The sequence below is a fragment of the Mycobacterium sp. MAA66 genome (assembly GCF_041261665.1).
Lineage (GTDB): Bacteria > Actinomycetota > Actinomycetes > Mycobacteriales > Mycobacteriaceae > Mycobacterium.
Genome location: NZ_JBGCCC010000004.1, coordinates 350,260 through 370,955 on the forward strand (window position 1 = coordinate 350,260; position 20,696 = coordinate 370,955).

A 20,696-nucleotide genomic window follows, 5' to 3' on the forward strand; every position below is an offset into this window, starting at 1 on the left:
GCTGTGTCGCAATCCGATGAGTCGGGACGATGGCGCCTGCGCAGCCGTCGCGGGCTGATCGTTGTCGCAGCGATCCTGTTGGTGCTGGCCGCAATTGGCTGGCTGGTGTTCGGTATCAGCAGTGACACCGCCTCCAAGAACGCCACCGCCACCACCACCGCCGAAGCGGTGCCAGGCACCACCGAGACGACCACGCGGTCGCCGGCAGTGCGGGCCGAACTCTCGCTGAACCGGGACGGCCACGACGTCACGCTGGCCGGCGCGTTGCCCGACGACGCCGCCCGATCGGAGTTCGTATCTGCGGTCAAGTCACAGTGGCCGACGGCCAACGTGGTCGACAACGTCAAACTGGCGCCGGGCGTCGGCGCGCTTGACCTGGCCGGCATCGGCGGCCTGCTGACCGTCGCCTCCGATATCCCGGACTTCGGCATGGCGGTCAACGGCGCCGATCTCACCCTCACCGGTACCGCTCCCAATCTCGACGTCGCGTCGCAGGTGCAATCCACCGCGACGCTGGCATTCCCGACCCTCAAGCTGACCAACAACCTTCAAATTCCGGCATCGGACGCACCGCCGATAGGCCCCGTAACACCGGCCCCGAACGCTGTCGGTACGCCCGCTGGGCCGACCTGCCCGACCCTGCAGGCCGACATTGCCGGGCTACTGCGCACCCCGATCAGCTTCACCACCGGTGGGGCCGAATTGGCCGGTGACTCCAGGCAATTGGTGGCGCAGATCGCGGCCAAGATCAAGGCCTGCCCGGCTGCCGCTGTCACCGTCGTCGGCTACACCGACAACGTCGGCAGTGAGTCGATCAATCAGCACCTCAGTGCCGTTCGGGCCAAAGCCGTTGCCGACGCCCTCGTTGCCGACGGTGTTGCCGCCGAACATGTTTCGTCTCGCGGTGCCGGCTCGGCCAACCCGATCGCCAGCAATGACACCCCGACCGGACGGGCGCAGAACCGACGGGTCGCGATCACCGTCAACTGACTATTGGGGGCCGGGCAGCCGTAGCAGCAGCCGGGCACCGCCCAGCGGGCTGGAGTCCAATGTTGCGGTACCACCGTGTATTTCGGCCTGTTGTGCCACCAAAGCCAGGCCCAGGCCGGATCCGGAGTGGGAGGCGGTCGAACCGCGGCTGAACCGGTCGAAGACCCGTTCGCGCTCTTCCTCCGGCACCCCGACGCCGTCGTCGTCGATGGCTATCTCGACCCCGGCGCGAGAACTGGCAGCGGACAGCTGGACTCGGGTGGCGCCGCCGTGCTTGGCCGCGTTGGCGATCGCATTGTCCACCGTGAGCCGAAGTCCGGCAGGCAATCCCACGATGATGATGGTGGGCGCAGGAACCAGCGACACCGCCAGATCCGGGTACACCCGCATGGCGTCGTGGGCGGCTCGGTCCAGCAGGTCGGTGATATCCACCGGGACGTGGTCATCGGACGTCGACAGCTCGCCCTGGGCCAGCCGCTCCAGCGCCCAGAGCGTCGTCTCGATGCGTGACTGGGTGCGGATGATGTCGTTCAACACTTCTTTGCGCTGCTCGTCCGGTAGGTCCAGGGTGCTCAGGATCTCGACGTTGGTGCGCATGGCCGTCAACGGTGTGCGCAGCTCGTGGGCCGACACCGCGGCGAAGTCCCGCGCCGAGGCCAGTGCGGCCTTGGTGCGTCCCTTCTCCTCCCAGATTCGGTCCACCAAACCCTTTACCGCATCGGCGATTTCGACGGCTTCGGTGGCACCGCGCACGTCGATCTCGGGTGAGTCGTCCTCGGCGTCGATATCGCGCGTCTGTTGGGCCAGGCGTTTGAGGGGTCGGACCGCGAACGCCGCCAGTAACCAGCCGGCCACCGCCGCCGCGCCGATGGCGAACGAACACACCGCGATGACCCTGCGGTGCAGGTTGTTGGTGTCGACGATGGTGGCGTCGTAGGTGGCGCCGACCGCGACCAGCATGGGTTCGGGCATCTGGATCTGGACGGTGCGCACCCGATAGCGGATGCCGTTGACTTCGGTATCGGCATAGCCGACCGGAAGCTGGGGCAGCACCACCCCGGCGGAGTTCGAGTTGACCCGATCGCCTTGACGCGCGGTGATCACCGCGTTCTCGTCGCGCGGCGAGCGTGGGATCTCGTCCAATCCGCGCGGCAGGAACGGGATGGCGAACCCGGCGGCTTCATCGAGCCGACGGTCCAGCCGTTCCTTGCGGTCGTTGGTGATACCGATCCACACGATGGTGCCGACGATGCCGACCACGATCGCGGCAGCTACGGCGGTGACGAACGCAACGCGGGTGCGCAGGGACGGGGTGCGCCGGAATATCCGCGACAGCTGGTTCACTACACGGGAACTCTTCGCGCGAGCGCTCATCGGTACATCCCGTTCTTCGCGCGAGCGCTCATCGGTACATCCCGTTCTTCGCGCGAGCGCTCATCACCGTGCTACTGCTGGCGGAGGACAAACCCCACACCGCGCACGGTGTGCAACAACCGCGGGGCGCCACCGGCTTCGAGCTTGCGGCGCAGATACCCGATGAACACATCGACGACGTTGGTGTCGGCGGCGAAGTCGTAGCCCCACACCAGTTCCAGCAGCTGAGCGCGGGACAGCACTGCGGTCTTGTGCTCGGCCAGCACGGCCAGCAGGTCGAATTCGCGCTTGGTCAGGTCGACGTCGGCTCCGTTGACCCGGGCCCGCCGACCGGGAATGTCCACTTCCAGCGGCCCGACCTGGATGGTCTCTGATGAGAACGTCGCCGTCGCGCCGCGACGGCGCAGCAGCGCCTTGACCCGCGCCACCAGCTCGGCCAGCACGAACGGCTTGGTCAGGTAGTCGTCGGCGCCGGCCTCCAGACCGGCCACCCGATCGTCGACCGAGCTGCGTGCCGACAACACACAGACCGGAACGTCGTTGTCCATCGCCCGCAGTGCGGTGACCACGCTGACGCCGTCCAGCACTGGCATGTTGATGTCCAGCACGATGGCATCGGGCCTGGTCTCGGTGGCGCTGCGCAGCGCTTCGGCGCCGTCGACAGCGGTGGCCACGTCAAAGCCCGACAGGCGCAGCCCTCGTTCCAGGGACGCCAACACGTCCGGGTCGTCGTCGACTACCAGCACGCGGGGTGAGGTGCTACCGCTATCCATAGCGTCATCTTGCCCGATGACGAACTCCGATTGCCGTAGGCACGTCTGGCGGACCCCATTCGGTGCTAGCATCCGGCGCTTATGGTGCCTGTGTTGCCGCGAGTGATCGTCCAACCTGACGAGGGCGTGCAACCGGTTCGGGACTTCATCGCCTCGGCACAGAAGTCTCTGCTCATCAAGCAGTTCACTTTTGTGGAGCCGTCACTGGTCGCTGCGGTGATCGAGCGGCACCGCGCCGGGGTCGCGGTCCGAGTGATGCTGAATCCGGCGCGGTCGGCCGGGGACCGGGCCAATGACGAGACGTTCGAACAATTCTCCGACGCCGGGGTGAACGTCCAGTGGTCGAATCCGAAGTTCTATGTCACGCACGAAAAGTCGATCGTGGTCGACGAGCAGGCGGCGCTGGTGGCCACCTTCAACTTGTGCGAGAAGTACTTCACCCTTACCCGCGACTACGGCGTGATCACCTCCGACGGTGAGCAGGTAGCCCAGATCGTAGCGGCGTTCGACGCGGACTGGTCCCAAACAGACTGGGAACCAACGGTTTATCGCGGGCTGCTGTGGAGCAACTTGAACTCGCGCTACCACATGGCGAAGTTCATCGACACCGCCGAACATCGGCTGCGCATCCAGCACCCCAAGTACGTCGACGCCGTCATCCTCGACCACATCGCCGCTGCGGTTGGCCGCGGCGTGAACGTGCAAGTGCTGTGCGGTGGGCGGCACGGCATCAGCGACTGGGACATCCTGGACACCTTCGCCTCGTTGCGGATGTTGCGCCGGTTCGGCGTGAAGGTGCGCAAACAGAAGAACCTGCGGGTGCACGCCAAGCTGGTCATCGTCGACGACCGTGAAGCCTTGGTGGGCTCGATGAATATCGATCGCAGCGCTTTCGATCTGCGTCGCGAACTGGGCATCACGGTCGACGATCCGGCTGCGGTCGAGCAGTTGAGCCAGGTGTTCGACGCCGACTGGGAAACCTCGCATCACTATGAGCCGCCGGATCCGCTCGATCCGTCACAGCACCACGAGGACGACTTCCCGCATGATCCGGATCTGGTTCATGAATGAGCAGCGGGTCTCACTGCCAGAGTTGATGCTGACGTTCAACCACATCGCGTTGGCCTCGTTCGGTGGCGGGCTCTCGGCCTGGTCGCGCGAGGTGCTGGTGGTCGAGAAGGGCTGGCTCGGTGAGTCCGAGTTCCTGTCCGCGACGACGATGTGCCGCATTCTGCCCGGTGCGAACCAGGTCAACATGGCGGTGTTCGCCGGCACCAAGATGCGCGGATTCCCCGGTGCAGTCGCCGCCGTGTTCGGCTTGTGCGCCATGCCGTTGGTCATCGTGCTGACGTTGTCGTTCGCCTACTTCCGGTTCAAAGAGGTGCCGGCGGTCAAGGGCGTGCTGCACGGCGCGTCGGCGGCCGCGGTGGCGCTGACCCTGACGATGGTGATCAAGACCGGCCAGAAGTGCCTGACGAGCACGGTGCCGGTACTGCTGTTCGCCGGGGCCTTCGTGCTGAACGGGCTGCTGCGCCTGCCATTGCTGGGGACGCTGGCGATCCTGGCTCCGCTCAGCCTGATCTGGGCGTGGCCGCGGGGCAGCGCGGCGTGAGTCCGACGTGAAGCCGGAGGCGGATGGCGCGTGAGTTCAGCGGCGGTTTCCACGTACCTCCAGCTCATCGGGCTGTTCGGCATGCTGTCGTTGCTGTCCATCGGCGGCGGCAATGTTGTGCTGCCGGACATGCACATGCATGCCGTCAACGACAGGCACTGGCTCACCAACAGTCAGTTCGCCGATCTTTTCTCGATCTCGCAGACCGCGCCCGGACCCAGCATCCTGATCGTCTCGATGGTTGGCTACGGCGCGGGTCTGCAGGCGGCCGGCATTCCCGGCGCGATCATCGGCGGAGTCCTCTCCATGGTGGCGATGGTGGTGCCCGCCGCATCGTTCGTCTACATCGTCACGCTGTTCTGGCAGAAGGCCGAACGTTCGAAGCTGCGCCGGGCCGTCGAGAAGGGTTTCGCCCCGTTGACGGTCGGACTGATCCTGGCGACCTCGCTGGTGATGAGCCGGGCCGCCGACCATGACTGGCGGGCCTATAGCGTCACGGCGGCGTGCACGGTGATCTTCATGCGCACCAAGGTGAATCCGCTGATCGTGGTGGCCGCAGCAGGAGTGGTCGGGTACCTCGGCTTCATCTGAACCGGCGCGCACCGCGATAGATGTCACTGCCGCGTGGGAAGATCAAATGCCTGTGTCCCAAGTCCATGATGATCCCCTGCGTTCGGTACCGGCGATAGCTGCGCGACCGGCGCGGATTCGCGGTAGCTCAGACCTGCTGCGGCTGTTGCCCTATCTGCGGCCCTATCGCGGCCGCTGGGCCGGCATGGTGCTGACGGCGTTGGTCGGACTGGGCACCACCGTGGCGATCCCGTTGGTCACCAAGGCCGTCATCGACGGCCCCGTCCGGCACCAGGATCAACACGGGCTGTGGGTGCTGGGCACGGCTGCCCTGGCGCTGGGCCTCGTCGAGGCGGTGTTGTGGTTCATCCGGCGCTGGCTCGGTGCGCGGGCGACGGTGGGCGTGGAGGCCGACATCCGCAAGGACCTCTACGCGCAGTTGCAGATCCTGCCGATGTCCTTCCACCGGCGGTGGCAGTCCGGGCAGTTGCTGTCCAGGGTGATGAATGACCTCAGCACCATTCGCCAATTCTTGTCGTTCGGCCTGTTGTTCTTGGTGCTCAACACAATTCAGATCGTGGTGGTGACGGCCATCCTGCTGGCCATGTATTGGCCGTTGGGTGTGGTGGTGTTGGCGTCGGTGCTGCCGATCAGCGTCACCATCTTCAAATTCGAGCGTAAGTTCACTCGGCTGTCCCGCTTGGCGCAGGACCAATCCGGCCATGTCGCAACGCATGTTGAAGAATCCGCGTTGGGTCTGCGGGTGATCAAGTCGTTCGGCCGGGAGGACTACGTCTACCAACGGTTCGATGACCGTGCAGTGGCACTGTATGACGCCGAGGTCGGCAAGGTGGCGGTGTCGGCGCGGTTCTGGACTCTGCTGGAGGTCATCCCCAACGTCACGCTCATCGTGGTGCTCGGGTTCGGTGCGTATGCCGTTGGCCATGGCCTGGTGACGATGGGCACGTTGGTCGCCTTCATCACCATGATGCTGTCGCTGGTGTGGCCGATCGCCTCGCTGGGCTATCTGCTCTCGATGATGCAGGAGTCGATGACCGCCGCCAATCGGGTGGCGGAGATCTTCGACGCGCCGGTCGACATCACCAGCGGTCCGGTGACCGAGGTGCCCCGGGGCGGCCTTCTCGAACTGCGCGACGTCGGCTTCCGATTCCCCGACGCGGAGCCCGACGACTGGGCCTTGCGCCATGTCACGGTGACGGTGGAGCCCGGCCAGACCCTGGCTCTGGTAGGCGCCACCGGTTCCGGCAAATCGGTTCTGGCTGCACTGTTCTCGCGGCTCTATGACGTCACCGAGGGCGCCATCCTGCTCGACGGCCGCGATATTCGGGAGCTGTCGCTGCCTGCGCTGCGCTCGGCGGTGGCCACCGCGTTCGAGGACCCGACATTGTTCTCCATGTCCGTCGTCGAGAACCTCACCCTGGGCCGCGGCTCGGACGATCCCGCCACCGAGGAACAGATTCGTGCGGCCATCGACATCGCCGCCGCACAATTCGTCTACGATCTGCCATTCGGTCTGGACACCCGGATCGGCGAACAGGGCATGAGCCTGTCCGGCGGTCAGCGGCAACGGCTTTCGCTTGCTCGCGCCATCCTGGCGGCGCCGTCGGTGCTGGTGCTCGACGACACACTGTCGGCACTGGATATGCACACCGAGGCGATAGTCACCGCGGCGCTGCGCCGGGTGCTCCGCGCGGTCACCGGCCTGGTCGTCGCGCACCGTGCTTCCACCGTGCTGCTGGCCGACCGGGTGGCGCTGTTGCAAAACGGCACCATCACCCGTATCGGTACCCATTCCGAGCTGCTGGCCGAGGCGCCGGAGTATCGCTACCTGCTGTCGGCCGACGACGAGCTGGACGATGGCGCCGAACGCAGCTGTGACTGGGAGCAGGACGAAGATCGCGAGCGGCTTGAGCAGCTGTACCTGGAGCAGACCGATGAGTCTGAGGAGGTGCGTAGGCGATGAGCACCGACTGGCGCGGTCGCACCGTGGACGCCACCGACGACCTGCCCATCGATGAATCCGTACCGCGGCGCCGCGAAGCCCGGGCGCTACTGGGCTCACTGCTGGTTCCGTACCGGGTCACCGTTCTGCTGCTCGGGTTGGTCGTGGTGGTGGAGAACGCCGCGCGGCTGTCGGTCCCGCTTTTGGTTCAGCGGGGTATCGATCACGGCATCCCGCCGATCCTGCAGGGCGGGCCGGCCCGTGAGCTGGTCACTGTTGTCTTGGCCCTGTGCGCCGTGGTGGTGCTGCAGGCGACCAGTCGGATGTTCTTCCTGAACCGGTCCGGCCGGATGGGCCAGAACGTGTTATTGGAGCTGCGGCGCCGGGTCTACCGGCAGTTCCAGCGGCTCGATGTCGCGTTCCACGATCGGTACACCTCGGGCCGGGTGGTGAGTCGTTCCACCAACGACATCGAGGCCATCCAGACCATGCTGTCGACGGGATTCGACAGCCTGATCACGGCGGCGCTCACCCTCGGCGGTACCGCGGTGCTGCTGGTCACCCTGGACGTGCGTCTCGGCCTGATGTGCCTGGGCGCCTTCCCGCTCCTGGTGCTGCTGATTGCCTGGTTCCGTAGTGAATCGGCCAAGACCTACCGCGTCGTTCGTGAACGTGCGGCTCTGGTGATCGTGCAGTTCGTCGAGACCATGACCGGCATCAAGGCGGTGCAGGCCTATCGGCGCGAACCGCGTAATCAGCAGATTTTCGATGGCGTCGTCGACGACTACCGCGTGATCAACGAACGGACGATGATCCTGCTCGCGGTGTTCATGCCCGGGGTCAAACTGGTCGGCAACATCACCACCGCCGTGGTGCTGTTCTACGGCGGGTACCTGGTGCTGCATGGCCACATGACCATCGGCACGCTGGCGGCGTTCCTTTTGTACCTCCGGATGTTCTTCGAACCGATGCAAGAGATCTCGCAGTTTTTCAACACGTTCCAGTCGGCGGCCGCGGCGTTGGAGAAGCTCGCCGGCGTCCTGGGACAGCGGCCGGCGATAGCGGACCCACCGGACCCGGTTCGACTCGATAAGGTCAAGGGCGACATCGTCTTTCGCGAGGTGCGGTTCGGGTACAGCCAGGACCGGCCGGTGCTGCCGGAGCTGAATCTGATGGTGCCGGCGGGGCAAACGGTCGCGCTGGTCGGTGCCACCGGAGCCGGGAAGACCACGATCGCCAAGCTGATCGCCCGGTTCTACGATCCGGTTTCGGGCTCGGTGACCCTCGATGGGCTGGACTTGCGCTCTGTTGCCCAAGCCGAACTGCGCCGCCACGTGGTGATGGTGACCCAGGAGAATTTCATGTTCTCGGGCAGCGTCGCGGACAACATCAGGTTCGGCCGCCCCGATGCCACCGACACCGAGATCCGGGCGGCAGCTGTCGCCGTGGGCGCCGACCGGTTCATCGCGGCGCTGCCGGACGGCTATGACACCGATGTGGCGGCGCGAGGTGGGCGGCTGTCGGCGGGGCAACGGCAACTGGTGGCCTTCGCCCGCGCGTTCCTGGCCGATCCAGCGGTGCTGATCCTGGACGAGGCGACATCCTCGCTGGACATTCCCACCGAGCGTCTGGTGCAGCGGGCGCTGGCGACGGTGCTGGCCGGGCGCACCGCGCTGGTGATCGCGCACCGCCTGTCCACCGTGCAGTCCGCTGACCGGGTACTGGTCCTCGACGGTGGACGGATCGTCGAGGACGGTGCCCCCGGCGACCTGATCGCTGGGAACGGGCGGTACGCGGCGCTGCACCGGGCCTGGATCGAGTCGCTGGCCTGACCGTCAGGGAATCAGCCGCAGCCGGCGCGCCTTCGACACCGCCTCGTGCCGGGTGTGGGTGCCGAGTTTCGTTGCGGCACTGCGCAGATAACTCTTGACTGTCTCGTGTTGTAGCGAGAGTCGTTGTGCGGCCTCGGCATTGGTGCACCCCAACGCGATCTGGGCGAGCACATCGAGTTCGCGGGGGCTGAGCGGACTGACCGGGGCCGGCCCGCCTGCCATGGCTTCGGCCAGTCGGTCGGCGAGGTGGCCGAGGGTGCCCGGGGCGACGGCCTCGTCACCGGATGCCAGTCGACGCAGTTCGGCGTGCACCTGCCGGATGCGTTCGGTGTTCACCGCGGTGGTGTCGGCGGGTTCGGTCTGCAGTAGCCGCAGCCGGCGATCCACTTCGTCGCGGATGGTCAGCTCGTCGGCCAGCCGACGGGCAGAGGCCAGCATCAAGTCCACGGCCTGCCCGCCGAACGGTGCACTGGAGCGGTAGGCGCCGTAGAGCATGGCCCGGGGCTGCCCGTCGACGACCACCGGGACCGCCAGCACCGAACGGATGCCCTCGGACAACACCGGGACGTCGTAGTCGTGGGTGATGGACGGTGCGCGCCGGTAATCGGCCACCGCCAGCGGCCGGCCGGACACCATGCTGGCCCCGCCGAGGCCGAAGTTCGACTGCACCACCAGGCCGCGCAACCGGCTGGTTCGGGTGCCGTAGAACTCGGTGAGCAGCAGCACGTCGTCGTGAACCTCGCCGCCGAACATCACCGGCACCTCGCCCTCGGTGCCGATCCGGCGCAGCTCAGCGCGCACGGCGTCGGTGTCGCTCGGGCGTAGCAGGGACGGGCCGGTTGGCACGGGGCGATACCCTCTTTCGGGGGTAGCGGGCGGATAGGTGTGACGTAGATCCTACGTTCATGGTGACCAACACCGACATGTATCGCGCTGCGCGGGATCGTCTCGTGGCGTCGATCGGCGACTATCGGCAGGCCGTCGACACCTTCAGCTGGCCGCAGCTGACCGGTGCGTTCAATTGGGCCACCGACTGGTTCGACGTGATCGCCCGCAGACCCGAGCGCGCCGAGCGCACCGCGTTGTGGATCGCTGAAGAGGGCGGGGCTGAGCAGCGCTACACATTCGCCGAGCTGGCCGACCGATCCGACCGGGTGGCGACGTGGTTGCAGACGCTGGGTGTGAGCAAGGGCGACCGGGTCATCGTCATGCTGGGCAACCAGGTCGAACTCTGGGAGTCGATGCTCGCGGTGGCCAAGCTCGGCGCGGTGGTGATGCCGACCACCGGGGCGCTCGGGCCGGCCGATCTGGCCGATCGCATCACCCGCGGCGGGGCCGGCTTCGTGGTGGCGGGCGCCGCGGAGACCGACAAGTTTGCCGCGGTCGACGGGCGTTACGTCGGCATCGCAGTCGGAGCCGCTGTGCCGGGCTGGAATTGTTATGCCGATGCGTACCAGGTGGTTTCGGCGGGTCCGTTCGCTGCGGTCACCGATGTGACCGACCCGCTGCTGGTCTACTTCACCTCGGGCACCACCAGCAAGCCCAAACTCGTTGAGCACTGCCAGATTTCATATCCCGTCGGGCATCTGTCCACGATGGCCTGGATCGGGGTGCGGCCAGGTGACGTCCATCTGGCGATCAGCTCGCCGGGTTGGGCAAAACACGCATGGAGTTGCGTGTTCGCACCGTGGATCGCGGAGGCGACGATCTTCGTCTACAACTACAGCCGATTCGATGCTGCCGCGCTGATGCGGCAACTGCGCCGCGCTGAGGTCAACACCTTCTGCGCTCCACCGACTGTCTGGCGGATGCTGATCCAGGCCGACCTCGGTGCCAAACCCGAAGGACTGCGCCAGATTCTGGGTGCGGGTGAGCCGCTGAACCCGGATGTCATCGCGAAGGTACAGCAGGCCTGGGGGCTGACCATCCGGGACGGTTTCGGGCAGACCGAGACCACTTTGCTCGTGGGCAACACGCCCGGTCAGCCCGTCAAGTCTGGCTCGATGGGGCGACCCATGCCGGGCGTCCCGGTGGTGCTGGTCGACCCGATCACCGGTGCTCCGGCGGACGAGGGGGAGATCTGCCTGGACCTGAGCGCCAAGCCGTTGAACCTGATGACTGGTTATCTCGGTGACCCGCAACGCAATGCCGCGGTGATGGCGGGCGGCTACTACCACACCGGAGACGTGGCCTCCCGTGACGAAGACGGCTACATCACGTATATCGGTCGCACCGACGACGTATTCAAGTCGTCGGACTACAAGGTGTCACCGTTCGAGCTGGAAAGCGTGCTGATCGAGCATCCGGCAGTGGTCGAGGCGGCTGTGGTACCGCAGCCCGATGACACCCGGCTGGCCGTGCCGAAGGCATATGTGCAGCTGGCCTCAGGCTGGCCGGCAGAGGCCGAAACCGCAAGGTCCATAATGGAATTCGCGCGCGACCACCTGGCGCCGTATTTGAAGGTGCGACGGATCGAGTTCGGCGACCTGCCGAAGACCATATCCGGCAAAATCCGCCGCGTGGAGTTGCGCAACCGTGAGGACGAGGCACATCGGGCCGGCATCCCGATTGCGTCGGAGTACCGCTACGAAGATTTGGTGAGTTGATGCTGAGCTACGACGCGGGGCCGACTGCCACCCCGATTCTCGAGGAGACTCTTGGCGCGAATTTCGAACGTATTGCCGCGCAACATCCGGATGTCATGGCGCTGGTGGACCTGGCCCAGGGGTTGCGCTACACCTACGCCGAACTGAACGTCGAAATCGACTTGATCGCAAGAGGTTTGATGGCACGGGGTGTCGGCAAGGGCGACCGGGTGGGAATCTGGTCGCCGAACTGTGCGCAGTGGGTGGTCGCGCAGTTCGCAACGGCGAAGGTCGGTGCCATCCTGGTCAATATCAACCCGGCGTACCGGTTGCACGAATTGGCCTACGTGCTCAATCAATCCGGTGTCCGGACGTTGATCTCGGCCTCCCACTTCAAGACCTCGGACTACGCGGCGATGATCGGCGAAGTCCGGTCCGAGACACCGGAATTGACGGACGTGGTGTTCCTGGACGGACCCGACTGGCGGCGGCTGCGCAGCGACTCCGACGGCGTACCAGCCGCGCTGTTGGCGGACGGTCAGCGCCGGCTGCATACCAGCGACCCGGTCAACATCCAATACACCTCGGGCACCACCGGTTTCCCGAAGGGCGCCACGCTGTCGCACCGCAACATTCTGAACAACGGGTTCTTTGTCACCGAGGGCATCCGGCTGATGCCGGGGGAGCCGCTGTGTCTTCCGGTGCCCTTCTATCACTGCTTCGGCATGGTGATGGGCACCCTCGGATGCACGACTCACGGTGCCACCGTGGTCATTCCGGCACCGGGCTTCGACCCGGGCGCGACGTTGGCGGCCATCGAATCAGAGCGCTGCGCCGGTGTGTACGGGGTGCCGACGATGTTCATCGCCATGCAGAACCACCCCACGTTTGCCGAGCGGGACCTGTCGAGTCTGCGTACCGGGATCATGGCCGGGTCGGTATGTCCCACCGAGGTGATGAAACGTTGTGTCGCCGAGATGAATATGACTGAGGTCGCCATCGCATACGGCATGACCGAGACCTCGCCGGTGTCCTGCCAGACCTTGATCGATGATGACCTGGTGCACCGGACCACGTCGATCGGCCGGGTACAGGCGCACCTGGAGATCAAGGTGATCGATCCGGAGTCCGGGCAGACCGTCGAGCGGGGTCAGTCCGGAGAGTTCTGCACCCGCGGCTATTCCGTGATGCTGGGCTATTGGAAGGGCAGCGAGAAGGTTTCTGCGCACGTGAGGAGCGGATATGACTCTGCGCACGTGAGGAGCGGATATGACTCTGCGCACGTGAGGAGCAAATATGACAGGGAAGCAATCGATTCCGACGGCTGGATGCATACCGGAGACCTGGCGGTGATGGCGGACGACGGCTACTGCAGCATCGTCGGCCGGATCAAGGACATGGTGATCCGCGGCGGCGAGAACATCTACCCGCGTGAGATCGAGGAGTTCCTGTACACCCATCCGGATATCGAGGAAGCGCAGGTGATCGGGGTGCCTGATCCGCGCTACGGCGAGGAGTTGTGCGCCTGGGTCCGCATGAAGCCGGGGGCAGAGCCGCTGGATACCAAGGCCATTCGGGATTTCGCTGCGGGATCGCTTGCGCACTACAAGATTCCGCGGTACGTGCGCGTGGTCGACGAATTCCCGATGACGGTCACCGGCAAGGTGCGCAAGGTCGACATGCGCGTCGAGAGCGTGCGGCTGTTCGGGCTGGAAGACCCCTAGCGTGGGCCTCTCCTGGCATTCGCGCGTCGACGGTGCACCCAGATCGCGATTTTCGCGGATCGACGGTCTGGTCGCACATTCGTGGTGGTAACCCGTACGGGCCAAACTGTTGCGATTTCGCAATGACGGCGGTAATCAGCCCACACTTGCGTCGCTCTCCCACAGCAACGTCGATCTGGGATGGTCAACTTTCCTTGCCGGTCAAGGTAAGTTGACGGCTCCAAATCGCAAGTGTCGCATCAGGACCGACACACGGTGGCGCGATATCGGGGCGCACTGTGAGCGTGTCGGACGGTCGGCATGGAATCGAACCTGGTGATCTCCCCGCAACGTCGTTGTGGCCACCTCGTTCGCGCCGAGTTGACGGGCCCCGCAAGCCGGGGTTACCTTTCATTGGTCAGCACCTCGCTAGGCGAGGCTCCTGAACGAACAGAAGCCACTGATCCGACGACGTCGAGAGACGCCCAGGGTTAGGACAGGTCTCCCCGGATTAAGGGGTGACCCGAAGTGGCTATCCGCCCCGGCGGATTACGTCGTTCAGTGCCGAAGCTCTGACGAGAGGGGTGTTCGCGGCGACGAGTATTGACGGGTTCTTGAGGCCCGCTTCGGAAGCCGCATCCTCCCCTGCGTGTTGTCATAGAGATACGTGGCACAGCTGCCCCGACGGGGCCCGACGGCGAGGAGGTGAGGGACGACATGAAATCTGGCGATGGTCCGAGTTCCAGTCCGGGACGAAAACCCAACGTAGACAAATTCATTCAAGCCCTCCCGTGGCCTTGCCGACTCTTCATCGGGGTGGCCGTCTAACCGACGGCGCCTGACCGATGCCCTGTGTGGCCGGCGCGCGGGACTTATCCGACAGGAGTCCTGTCATGACCGTATTCCGTAGTGATGCAGTACGTCGCGCCGTCCGGCGGGTGAGCACTCGTGCGCACCTGACCCCGCAGGAACGGCACAACCTCCGGATGTCGCAGACGCCGCTCGCGGTGATCTCGGCTTCCCTTGGGGCGCACCCCGACTTCTGACTCTCGGTCGCCCCGCGCGGCGCGGCCCGTCCACCGATTCCGGTGGGCGGGCCCGTACCCGCGTGAGCCGACGATGCCGCTTGCCCGCTAAACCTCACGAGAGGACTCTCGACATGGCCTTCTTTGCACGCCCGCCACGCGCTTCGGGCGGAACGCCGCTAGCACAACATGATTCGGTCGGTACCGCGGTTCTGGACACCGCTCACGTCGGCGACATCGTCGGCGCGCTCGGCACCATCCGCACCGACGAGACCACCTCCGGCCGCAGCTGGATGCAGCGGCTCAAGATGCTGCTCGTGGTGATGGGCCCCGGCTTGATCGTCATGGTGGGAGACAACGACGCCGGTGGCGTCGCCACGTACGCCCAGGCCGGCCAGAACTACGGCATGGCGCTGATGTGGACACTGGCGCTGCTGATTCCGGTGCTGTACGTGAACCAGGAGATGGTGGTCCGGTTGGGTGCCGTCGCCGGGGTGGGACATGCCCGGCTGATCTTCGCCCGGTTCGGCAAGTTCTGGGGCGCATTCAGTGTCGGGGACCTCTTCATCGTCAACGCGTTGACGATCGTCACCGAATTCATCGGTGTGTCACTGGCTTTGAACTACTTCGGGCTGCCCAAGTCGATCTCGGTACCCCTGGCCGCGGTGCTGTTGTTCGCGGTGGTGGCCGGCGGCTCGTTCCGCCGTTGGGAGCGTTTCATTTTCGCGCTCATCTCGATCAACATCGTGATGTTCCCGTTGGCGTTCATCGTGCACCCGTCGGCGGCGGACACCGCCAAGGGGCTGATCCCGTCGTTGCCGGGTGGCCTGAACTCGACGCTGCTGCTGCTGATCGTGTCGATCGTCGGCACCACCGTGGCACCGTGGCAGCTGTTCTTCCAGCAGTCCAACATCGTTGACAAGAGGCTGACCCCGAAGTGGATCCGGTACGAGCGCATCGACCTGTGGATCGGCATCGTCGTGGTGATGGTGGGTGCGGTGGCGATCATGGCTGCTGCGGCGTTCGGGCTTGCCGGTACTGATGCTGTCGGTAACTTCACCGATGCCGGCGACGTGGCAAACCAGTTGGGGCAGCACGTATCCCACACTGCCGGTGCGTTGTTCGCGATCTTGCTGTTGGACGCCTCGCTCATCGGAGCCAATGCGGTAGGCCTGGCCACCACCTACGCGCTGGGTGACACCTTGGGCAAGCGCCACTCGCTGCACTGGAAGGTCACCGAGGCACCGGCCTTCTACCTGGGCTACGCAGCGCTGCTGGCTGTGGCTGCAGCGGTGTCGTTCAGCCCGGACCACGTGCTGGGTCTGCTGACCCAGGGCGTGCAGGCGCTGGCCGGGGTGCTGCTGCCGTCAGCGACGGTATTTCTGGTGCTGTTGTGCAACGACAAGGCGGTTCTGGGTCCGTGGGTGAACAACCTGCGGCAGAACATCGTGGCCGGGGTGATCGTCTGGTCGCTGGTGCTGCTGTCCCTGGCCCTGACCGCCGCGACGTTCTTCCCGAATCTGACTGCAGGACAACTGGAATTGGGCTTCGGAGTGGGGGTCGCGGTCGGAGTGCTCGGTGGCGGCGCCATTGCGATGGCCAACTGGAGGACCCGTCGCGCGGACGATCAGTACGTCGCAGCAGTGGTGGCAGCTGAGTTCGGTGGCCTCGACCCCGACCAGGTCGCCGACCTCGACGAACAGCCGCATGACCGCACTGTTCGCAAGGCGATGCTGAGCCAGGACCGGGATAGCTGGCGCACACCAGCATTGGACACGTTGGAGCGTCCGGCATGGTCACCGCTTCGAGTGGCCGGCATGGTCGCGCTGCGCGGTTACCTGCTGATTGCGGTGGCGTTGGTCGGGGTGAAGATCGCCGAGGCAATCGGCAGCTGAGTCCGATCAGACTGGGCCCTCTGCTGGTAGATCACCCCAGCAGGGGGCCCAACTGTGTTGCGCAGTCCTGCGATACCGGAATCTGAGCTCGCGGATTTTTAACGAGCTCTTGATGGCTCAGATCGATGCCGTGCTCTCGATTGCGTGCTGTGATTGATGTAGCTGGTCTCGACAGGAGTTCTCTCATGACCGTATTTCGCGCCGCCGCCGTACAACGCGTGGTTCGGCTGATGCACGCCCGCACGCACCTGACCCCGCAGGAACGGCACAACCTTCAGCTGTCGCAGGTTCCGCTTGCGGTGATCTCGGCTTCCCTTGGGGCGCACCCCGGTCACTGAATCACGCCAGCAAGGGACCCAACTGTGTTGCGTAGTCCTGTAATACCGGGAGCTGACGGTGCAGCAGCTGGTCCTGCTCGGCACGACCGGACATCGCCACCGCGGCCACCAAGGTCCCGACGGGGGACCGTACCGGTACCGCGACACAGGCCGCATCGGTCCGCAGTTCCCCGGTCTGGGATGCGTACCCACGCTCCTGGACTTCCGTGAGTTGTTCGGCCAGAGCCGCTTTCGATGTGACGGTGCGGTCGGTGAGAGCGGCCGGCGACGAGCTGACCAGCACACTGGCGTCGAGTTTCTCAGCGAGTAGTAGCTTGCCGACGGCGCTGGCGTGCAGATTGCGGTTGAGCGCGGATTCGTCGGCCGGCGGCGGGTATTCACGGTCGGCGTCGGCCAGCCGCAGCGAGGTGTTGGTGAAGTAGAACAGGTGAACCCCGAAGCGCACCGACAGTCTCAGTTCGGCCAGCGTCTCCCGGGCCTTGGTGCATACGCTGGGGGAGACTGCCGCGTCGATCAACAACCCCATCCGGGGCCCGAGCGCAAAGCCGGACAGGTCCGGCAGTCGCACGATGTAGCCGTCGGCGACAAGGAGATTCAGTAGCCGGTACGTGGTGGCCGAAGGCATCGACAAGTGCTCGGCGATGTCCTTCGCGGTGACACCGGTGCCGGCCAGTGCAACGGCCTCAAGTACCTGGAGTGCGCTCTGTACCGCCTTGGGTTGCCGGCCGGACAGTGCGCCGTCAGCGGGGCTCATCGGCGCACCTGCCACGGGTTGTAGTCGGCGAACACGTCGGCGGCGACGGTCTCGTCGAACACTCCGACGCGTTCGGGGAGATCAGGCACCTGGTGGCGGCGGGCGAGAAACACCGTCAAACCCATTGCTAGCACTACCGTGTAGACCGCGGTGGCGACCCACACGGGTGCGGCCACAGACAGAGCGGCCCAGACGATGATCGCGACCATGGTTGCGGCGGTGGTCAATCCGACGACCAGCGGAGCGGTGGTCAGCTCGCCGATTCGGCGCAGGAAGGCCGGAGTGGCAAGGCAGACCAGCAGATAGGCGCCGATGTAGCCGTGCGCCGATACTGCCAGCAGTCCGACCAGGACATCTCGGCTGGACTCAGCCACGAACAGATAGCCGACCGGCACTCCGACGATCACTGGCATCGCAATGGCGAGCGCGATGTGAGGGGTGTGGTACCGCCGATGGGTCCTGCCCACCGAGGTCGGCAGGACCCCTTCGCGACCCATGGCGAACAAGATTCGCGACAGCGCGGTGCTGGACCCGATCACGCAGGCGAACCAGGACGCGGTGATGCCCACGTTCATGGCGATGGACAGCACACCGGCAAGGGTGTCGGTGGCGTCGGGCAGGGCGAGCACGATCGGCGTCGAACCGATTCCGGTCTGGATGGTGCCGGTGGCCTGCAGCCCGGCAGCGAAGGTGTACAGCACGCCGAGCGCGAGCGGTGTCCACCGGATGGCCCGCGTCACTGTGACGAATGGTCGCTGTGCCTCCCGGGCCACGGTGCTGGCGCTCTCGAACCCCACGTACGAGGTGATGGCCAGGAGCAGCGCGAAGCCGAGTGCCGAATGTGATGCACCCGCAGCAGTTTTCGCGGCGACATGACCGCCTGTGACGGCGCCGCCGACGGCGATCACCAGCACCGCGCCGGCCACCACGATGGCGAACAATTCAACAGCCAGAGAGATCCGGGCGGACAGCCTGATGCCACGGACCATGAGGATCAGGGCGGCGCTGCCGACCAGCACGGTCAGGCCCGCGATGAGTGGCTTTCCGGGCGGTACCCCGACATGGCCCAGCAGGGCGGCGAGGTAACTGGCAGCGCCGAGCGCACTGGCCATCGCGGCGGCGGCGTAGCCGACGATCAGTGACCAGCCGGCCGCGATACCGGGCACCGGACCGAGGCCTTTGACGGTGTAGCTGTACAGCCCGCTGACCGCGACCATGCGGCCGGAGAACTGCGCGATGCAGTACCCGACCGCAGCCATCATGAGGGCCGTCAGGATGAACACCGCGATGGTGGCCTGGCCGGCCGCGGGCAACACCAGTGCCGGCAGGGTGACCATCACGGCGGACGGTGCCACCGCCGAAACCGACTGTCCCAGAACCTGGCTGAACGTCAGCTGTGCGCGCCGCAGCCCGGCGACCGGCGACCGGCTCCGGATGGTTCTGCTAGGGCCCATGCGACGCAAGGTAGCCGATCGGCGCGGACCGGACAGCGATGTCGGGTAAACATCCGCGAACTTCAAATGAGAATCCGGTCGCCGGGCGCTCCCGCCGCGGCCGGCAGCGCCCCCCGATGTTCGAGGCAAGCTGGGTTTATCGGCCGGGCCAAATGAGAATTGCCGCACCACTTCAAATGAGAATGTCAGCCGAATAAATATCCATTTGAAAATGGTGGTGACGTGCACCACATCGGCGCGTAAACATGTTTTGCATGACAGCAATGTTCACCGCGGACCTGGACCCGCGAACCGTCGATTTCATGTCGCGTCCCCGGAATATGTATATCGACGGTCAGTGGGTCGAGGCCGCGTCCGGCCGCCGATTCGACACTGTCGATCCCGCCACCGGTGAGGTCATCACCACCGTGCCGCACAGTGGTCCGGAGGATGTCGAGCGGGCGGTTCGCGCGGCGCGGCGGGCGTTCGAGGCCGGACCGTGGCGTGCCCTGACCCCGGCGCAGCGCCAGCGCATGTTGTGGCGCATCGGCGAAGGCATCTACGACCGTGCCGACCAGTTCGCCCAGCTCGAGTCCATCGACAACGGCAAGTCCGTCGCCGTCGCGAAGGCCGTGGATGTCACCTGGGCCGCAGAGATCTTCCTGTACTACGCCGGCTGGGCCACCAAGATCGAGGGCCGCACCATTCCGGTCTCGGTGCCGTGGGCGCCGGGCGCCACCTTCCACGCCTACACGCTGCGCGAACCGGTCGGGGTCTGCGCCCAGATCACCCCGTGGAACTTCCCGCTGGTCATGGCTGCCTTCAAGGTGGCCCCCGCGCTGGCCTGCGGCAACACCGTCATCCTCAAGCCCGCCGAGCAGACCCCGCTGACCGCACTGCTGCTGGCCGAGGTCATCGCCGAGGCCGGCGTCCCCGACGGCGTGTTCAACCTGCTCACCGGCTTCGGTGACGTGGGCGCGGCGCTGTCCGCGCACCACGACGTCGACAAGGTCGCGTTCACCGGGTCGACCGAGGTCGGACGCAAGATTGTCAACGCGGCGTCCGGCAACCTCAAGAAGGTCTCGCTGGAGCTGGGCGGCAAGAGCCCGCAGGTCATCTTCGCCGACGCCGATCTGGAGGCTGCCGTACCGGGCGTGGCCGGCGGTTTTCTGTTCAACCACGGCCAGACGTGCACGGCTGGCACCCGGCTGCTGGTCGAGGACGCCATCTTCGACGAGTTCACCGCCGGGGTCGCCGAGTACGCCGCGGGTCGTCGCATCGGCCCCGGCCTGGACCCGGAGAACGAGGTCGGGCCGCTGGTATCGGCGGCACAGCTGGCCAAGGTCACCGGCTACTTGGATGCCGGGATCGCCCAGGGGGCCCGGGCCCTGGCCGGCGGCGGCCGGCACGGCGACACCGGCTTCTATGTGCAGCCGACGCTGCTGGTCGACGTGGAGCGTGACTTCACCGTCTACCAAGAGGAGATCTTCGGTCCGGTCGCCGTCGCGGTGCCCTTCAATCGCGAGCGTGGCGTGCGGGCGGCCGCCAACGACACCCCCTACGGTCTGGCTGCCAGTGTCTGGACCCGCGATGTGTCCACCGCCCATCGGGTGGCGGCCGAGATCAAGGCCGGCACCGTATGGATCAACTGCCATAACGCGTTCGACACCGCGCTGCCTTTCGGTGGCTACAAGCAGTCCGGTTGGGGTCGCGAACTCGGTGAAGGCGCGATCGCCGAATATACCCAGACGAAAGCCATAAACATGGCGCTGTGAATTCGCCGTCAAATGAGAATTCGGTGGACCGGCAATTCTCATTTGAATACCACCACTATTCAAACGACTGAAAG

17 protein-coding genes and 1 riboswitch are annotated in these 20,696 nt (G+C 65.7%); of the genes, 12 read left to right on the top strand and 5 right to left on the bottom strand.

Features of this window, described 5'->3' with window-relative positions; translation table 11 throughout:
* Positions 1–3 precede the first annotated feature (3 nt).
* On the top strand, positions 4–990 hold the full coding sequence (locus ABIA30_RS16050; RefSeq protein ID WP_370067022.1) for an OmpA family protein: 987 nt from the start codon (positions 4–6) through the stop codon (positions 988–990).
* Here ABIA30_RS16050 and ABIA30_RS16055 read toward each other — a convergent pair whose 3' ends face one another.
* Both ABIA30_RS16055 and prrA read right to left on the bottom strand, forming a co-directional pair.
* Positions 991–2,334, bottom strand: coding sequence for a sensor histidine kinase (locus tag ABIA30_RS16055; protein ID WP_370067136.1), 1,344 nt, complete (start codon positions 2,332–2,334; stop codon positions 991–993).
* A 101-nt stretch (positions 2,335–2,435) separates the two neighbouring features.
* Entirely contained in the window at positions 2,436–3,137 is a 702-nt protein-coding gene (gene prrA, locus ABIA30_RS16060) for a two-component system response regulator PrrA (protein WP_370067024.1), read from the bottom strand.
* Between the two features lie 81 nt (positions 3,138–3,218).
* Between prrA and ABIA30_RS16065 the strand changes: the two genes are divergently transcribed.
* The 5 genes from ABIA30_RS16065 to ABIA30_RS16085 are packed head-to-tail and all read left to right on the top strand — an operon-like array spanning position 3,219 to position 9,114.
* Positions 3,219–4,208: a phosphatidylserine/phosphatidylglycerophosphate/cardiolipin synthase family protein gene (locus ABIA30_RS16065; RefSeq protein ID WP_370067026.1), complete on the top strand. Its 990-nt coding sequence runs from the start codon at positions 3,219–3,221 to the stop codon at positions 4,206–4,208.
* The gene (locus ABIA30_RS16070) at positions 4,201–4,749 is read left to right on the top strand and encodes a chromate transporter (RefSeq protein ID WP_370067028.1); all 549 of its coding nucleotides are present in this window, start codon (positions 4,201–4,203) and stop codon (positions 4,747–4,749) included. Before ABIA30_RS16065 ends, ABIA30_RS16070 begins: the two co-directional genes overlap by 8 nt.
* A gap of 30 nt (positions 4,750–4,779) precedes the next feature.
* Positions 4,780–5,340 carry a chromate transporter gene (locus ABIA30_RS16075; protein ID WP_370067030.1) on the top strand — a complete coding sequence of 187 codons (561 nt, stop codon included), beginning with the start codon at positions 4,780–4,782 and terminating at the stop codon, positions 5,338–5,340.
* Positions 5,341–5,386: 46 nt separating this feature from the next.
* On the top strand, positions 5,387–7,303 hold the full coding sequence (locus tag ABIA30_RS16080) for an ABC transporter ATP-binding protein (RefSeq protein WP_370067032.1): 1,917 nt from the start codon (positions 5,387–5,389) through the stop codon (positions 7,301–7,303).
* Positions 7,300–9,114 carry an ABC transporter ATP-binding protein gene (locus ABIA30_RS16085; RefSeq protein WP_370067034.1) on the top strand — a complete coding sequence of 605 codons (1,815 nt, stop codon included), beginning with the start codon at positions 7,300–7,302 and terminating at the stop codon, positions 9,112–9,114. Before ABIA30_RS16080 ends, ABIA30_RS16085 begins: the two co-directional genes overlap by 4 nt.
* Before the next feature lie 3 nt (positions 9,115–9,117).
* On the opposite strand, the gene ABIA30_RS16090 is transcribed toward ABIA30_RS16085, so the two are convergent.
* Complete coding sequence (locus ABIA30_RS16090) at positions 9,118–9,960, bottom strand: LuxR C-terminal-related transcriptional regulator (RefSeq protein ID WP_370067036.1); 843 nt, start codon at positions 9,958–9,960, stop codon at positions 9,118–9,120.
* A 59-nt stretch (positions 9,961–10,019) separates the two neighbouring features.
* On the opposite strand from ABIA30_RS16090, the gene ABIA30_RS16095 reads away from it, so the two are divergent.
* From ABIA30_RS16095 to ABIA30_RS16115, 5 genes are all read left to right on the top strand, one after another.
* Positions 10,020–11,720, top strand: a complete 1,701-nt coding sequence (locus ABIA30_RS16095) for an AMP-binding protein (RefSeq protein WP_370067038.1) — start codon at positions 10,020–10,022, stop codon at positions 11,718–11,720.
* Positions 11,720–13,423 (top strand): AMP-binding protein, encoded by a 1,704-nt coding sequence (locus tag ABIA30_RS16100; protein ID WP_370067040.1) that lies wholly within the window; start codon positions 11,720–11,722, stop codon positions 13,421–13,423. Before ABIA30_RS16095 ends, ABIA30_RS16100 begins: the two co-directional genes overlap by 1 nt.
* Positions 13,424–13,820: 397 nt before the next feature.
* A riboswitch (M-box (ykoK) riboswitch) is annotated at positions 13,821–13,993 on the top strand.
* 302 nt (positions 13,994–14,295) lie between these two features.
* Complete coding sequence (locus tag ABIA30_RS16105; RefSeq protein WP_370067042.1) at positions 14,296–14,448, top strand: hypothetical protein; 153 nt, start codon at positions 14,296–14,298, stop codon at positions 14,446–14,448.
* A 191-nt stretch (positions 14,449–14,639) separates the two neighbouring features.
* Positions 14,640–16,322 carry an NRAMP family divalent metal transporter gene (locus ABIA30_RS16110; RefSeq protein ID WP_370067138.1) on the top strand — a complete coding sequence of 561 codons (1,683 nt, stop codon included), beginning with the start codon at positions 14,640–14,642 and terminating at the stop codon, positions 16,320–16,322.
* Positions 16,323–16,507: 185 nt separating this feature from the next.
* On the top strand, positions 16,508–16,660 hold the full coding sequence (locus ABIA30_RS16115) for a hypothetical protein (RefSeq protein ID WP_370067044.1): 153 nt from the start codon (positions 16,508–16,510) through the stop codon (positions 16,658–16,660).
* Between the two features lies 1 nt (position 16,661).
* Here the strand turns inward: ABIA30_RS16115 and ABIA30_RS16120 are convergent, their stop codons facing one another.
* Together ABIA30_RS16120 and ABIA30_RS16125 are read right to left on the bottom strand one after the other, a co-directional pair.
* Positions 16,662–17,414, bottom strand: coding sequence for an IclR family transcriptional regulator (locus tag ABIA30_RS16120; protein ID WP_370067046.1), 753 nt, complete (start codon positions 17,412–17,414; stop codon positions 16,662–16,664).
* On the bottom strand, positions 17,411–18,868 hold the full coding sequence (locus ABIA30_RS16125) for an APC family permease (protein ID WP_370067048.1): 1,458 nt from the start codon (positions 18,866–18,868) through the stop codon (positions 17,411–17,413). Before ABIA30_RS16125 ends, ABIA30_RS16120 begins: the two co-directional genes overlap by 4 nt.
* 263 nt (positions 18,869–19,131) lie before the next feature.
* On the opposite strand from ABIA30_RS16125, the gene ABIA30_RS16130 reads away from it, so the two are divergent.
* Complete coding sequence (locus ABIA30_RS16130; protein ID WP_370067140.1) at positions 19,132–20,622, top strand: aldehyde dehydrogenase family protein; 1,491 nt, start codon at positions 19,132–19,134, stop codon at positions 20,620–20,622.
* The last annotated feature ends 74 nt before the right edge of the window (positions 20,623–20,696 follow it).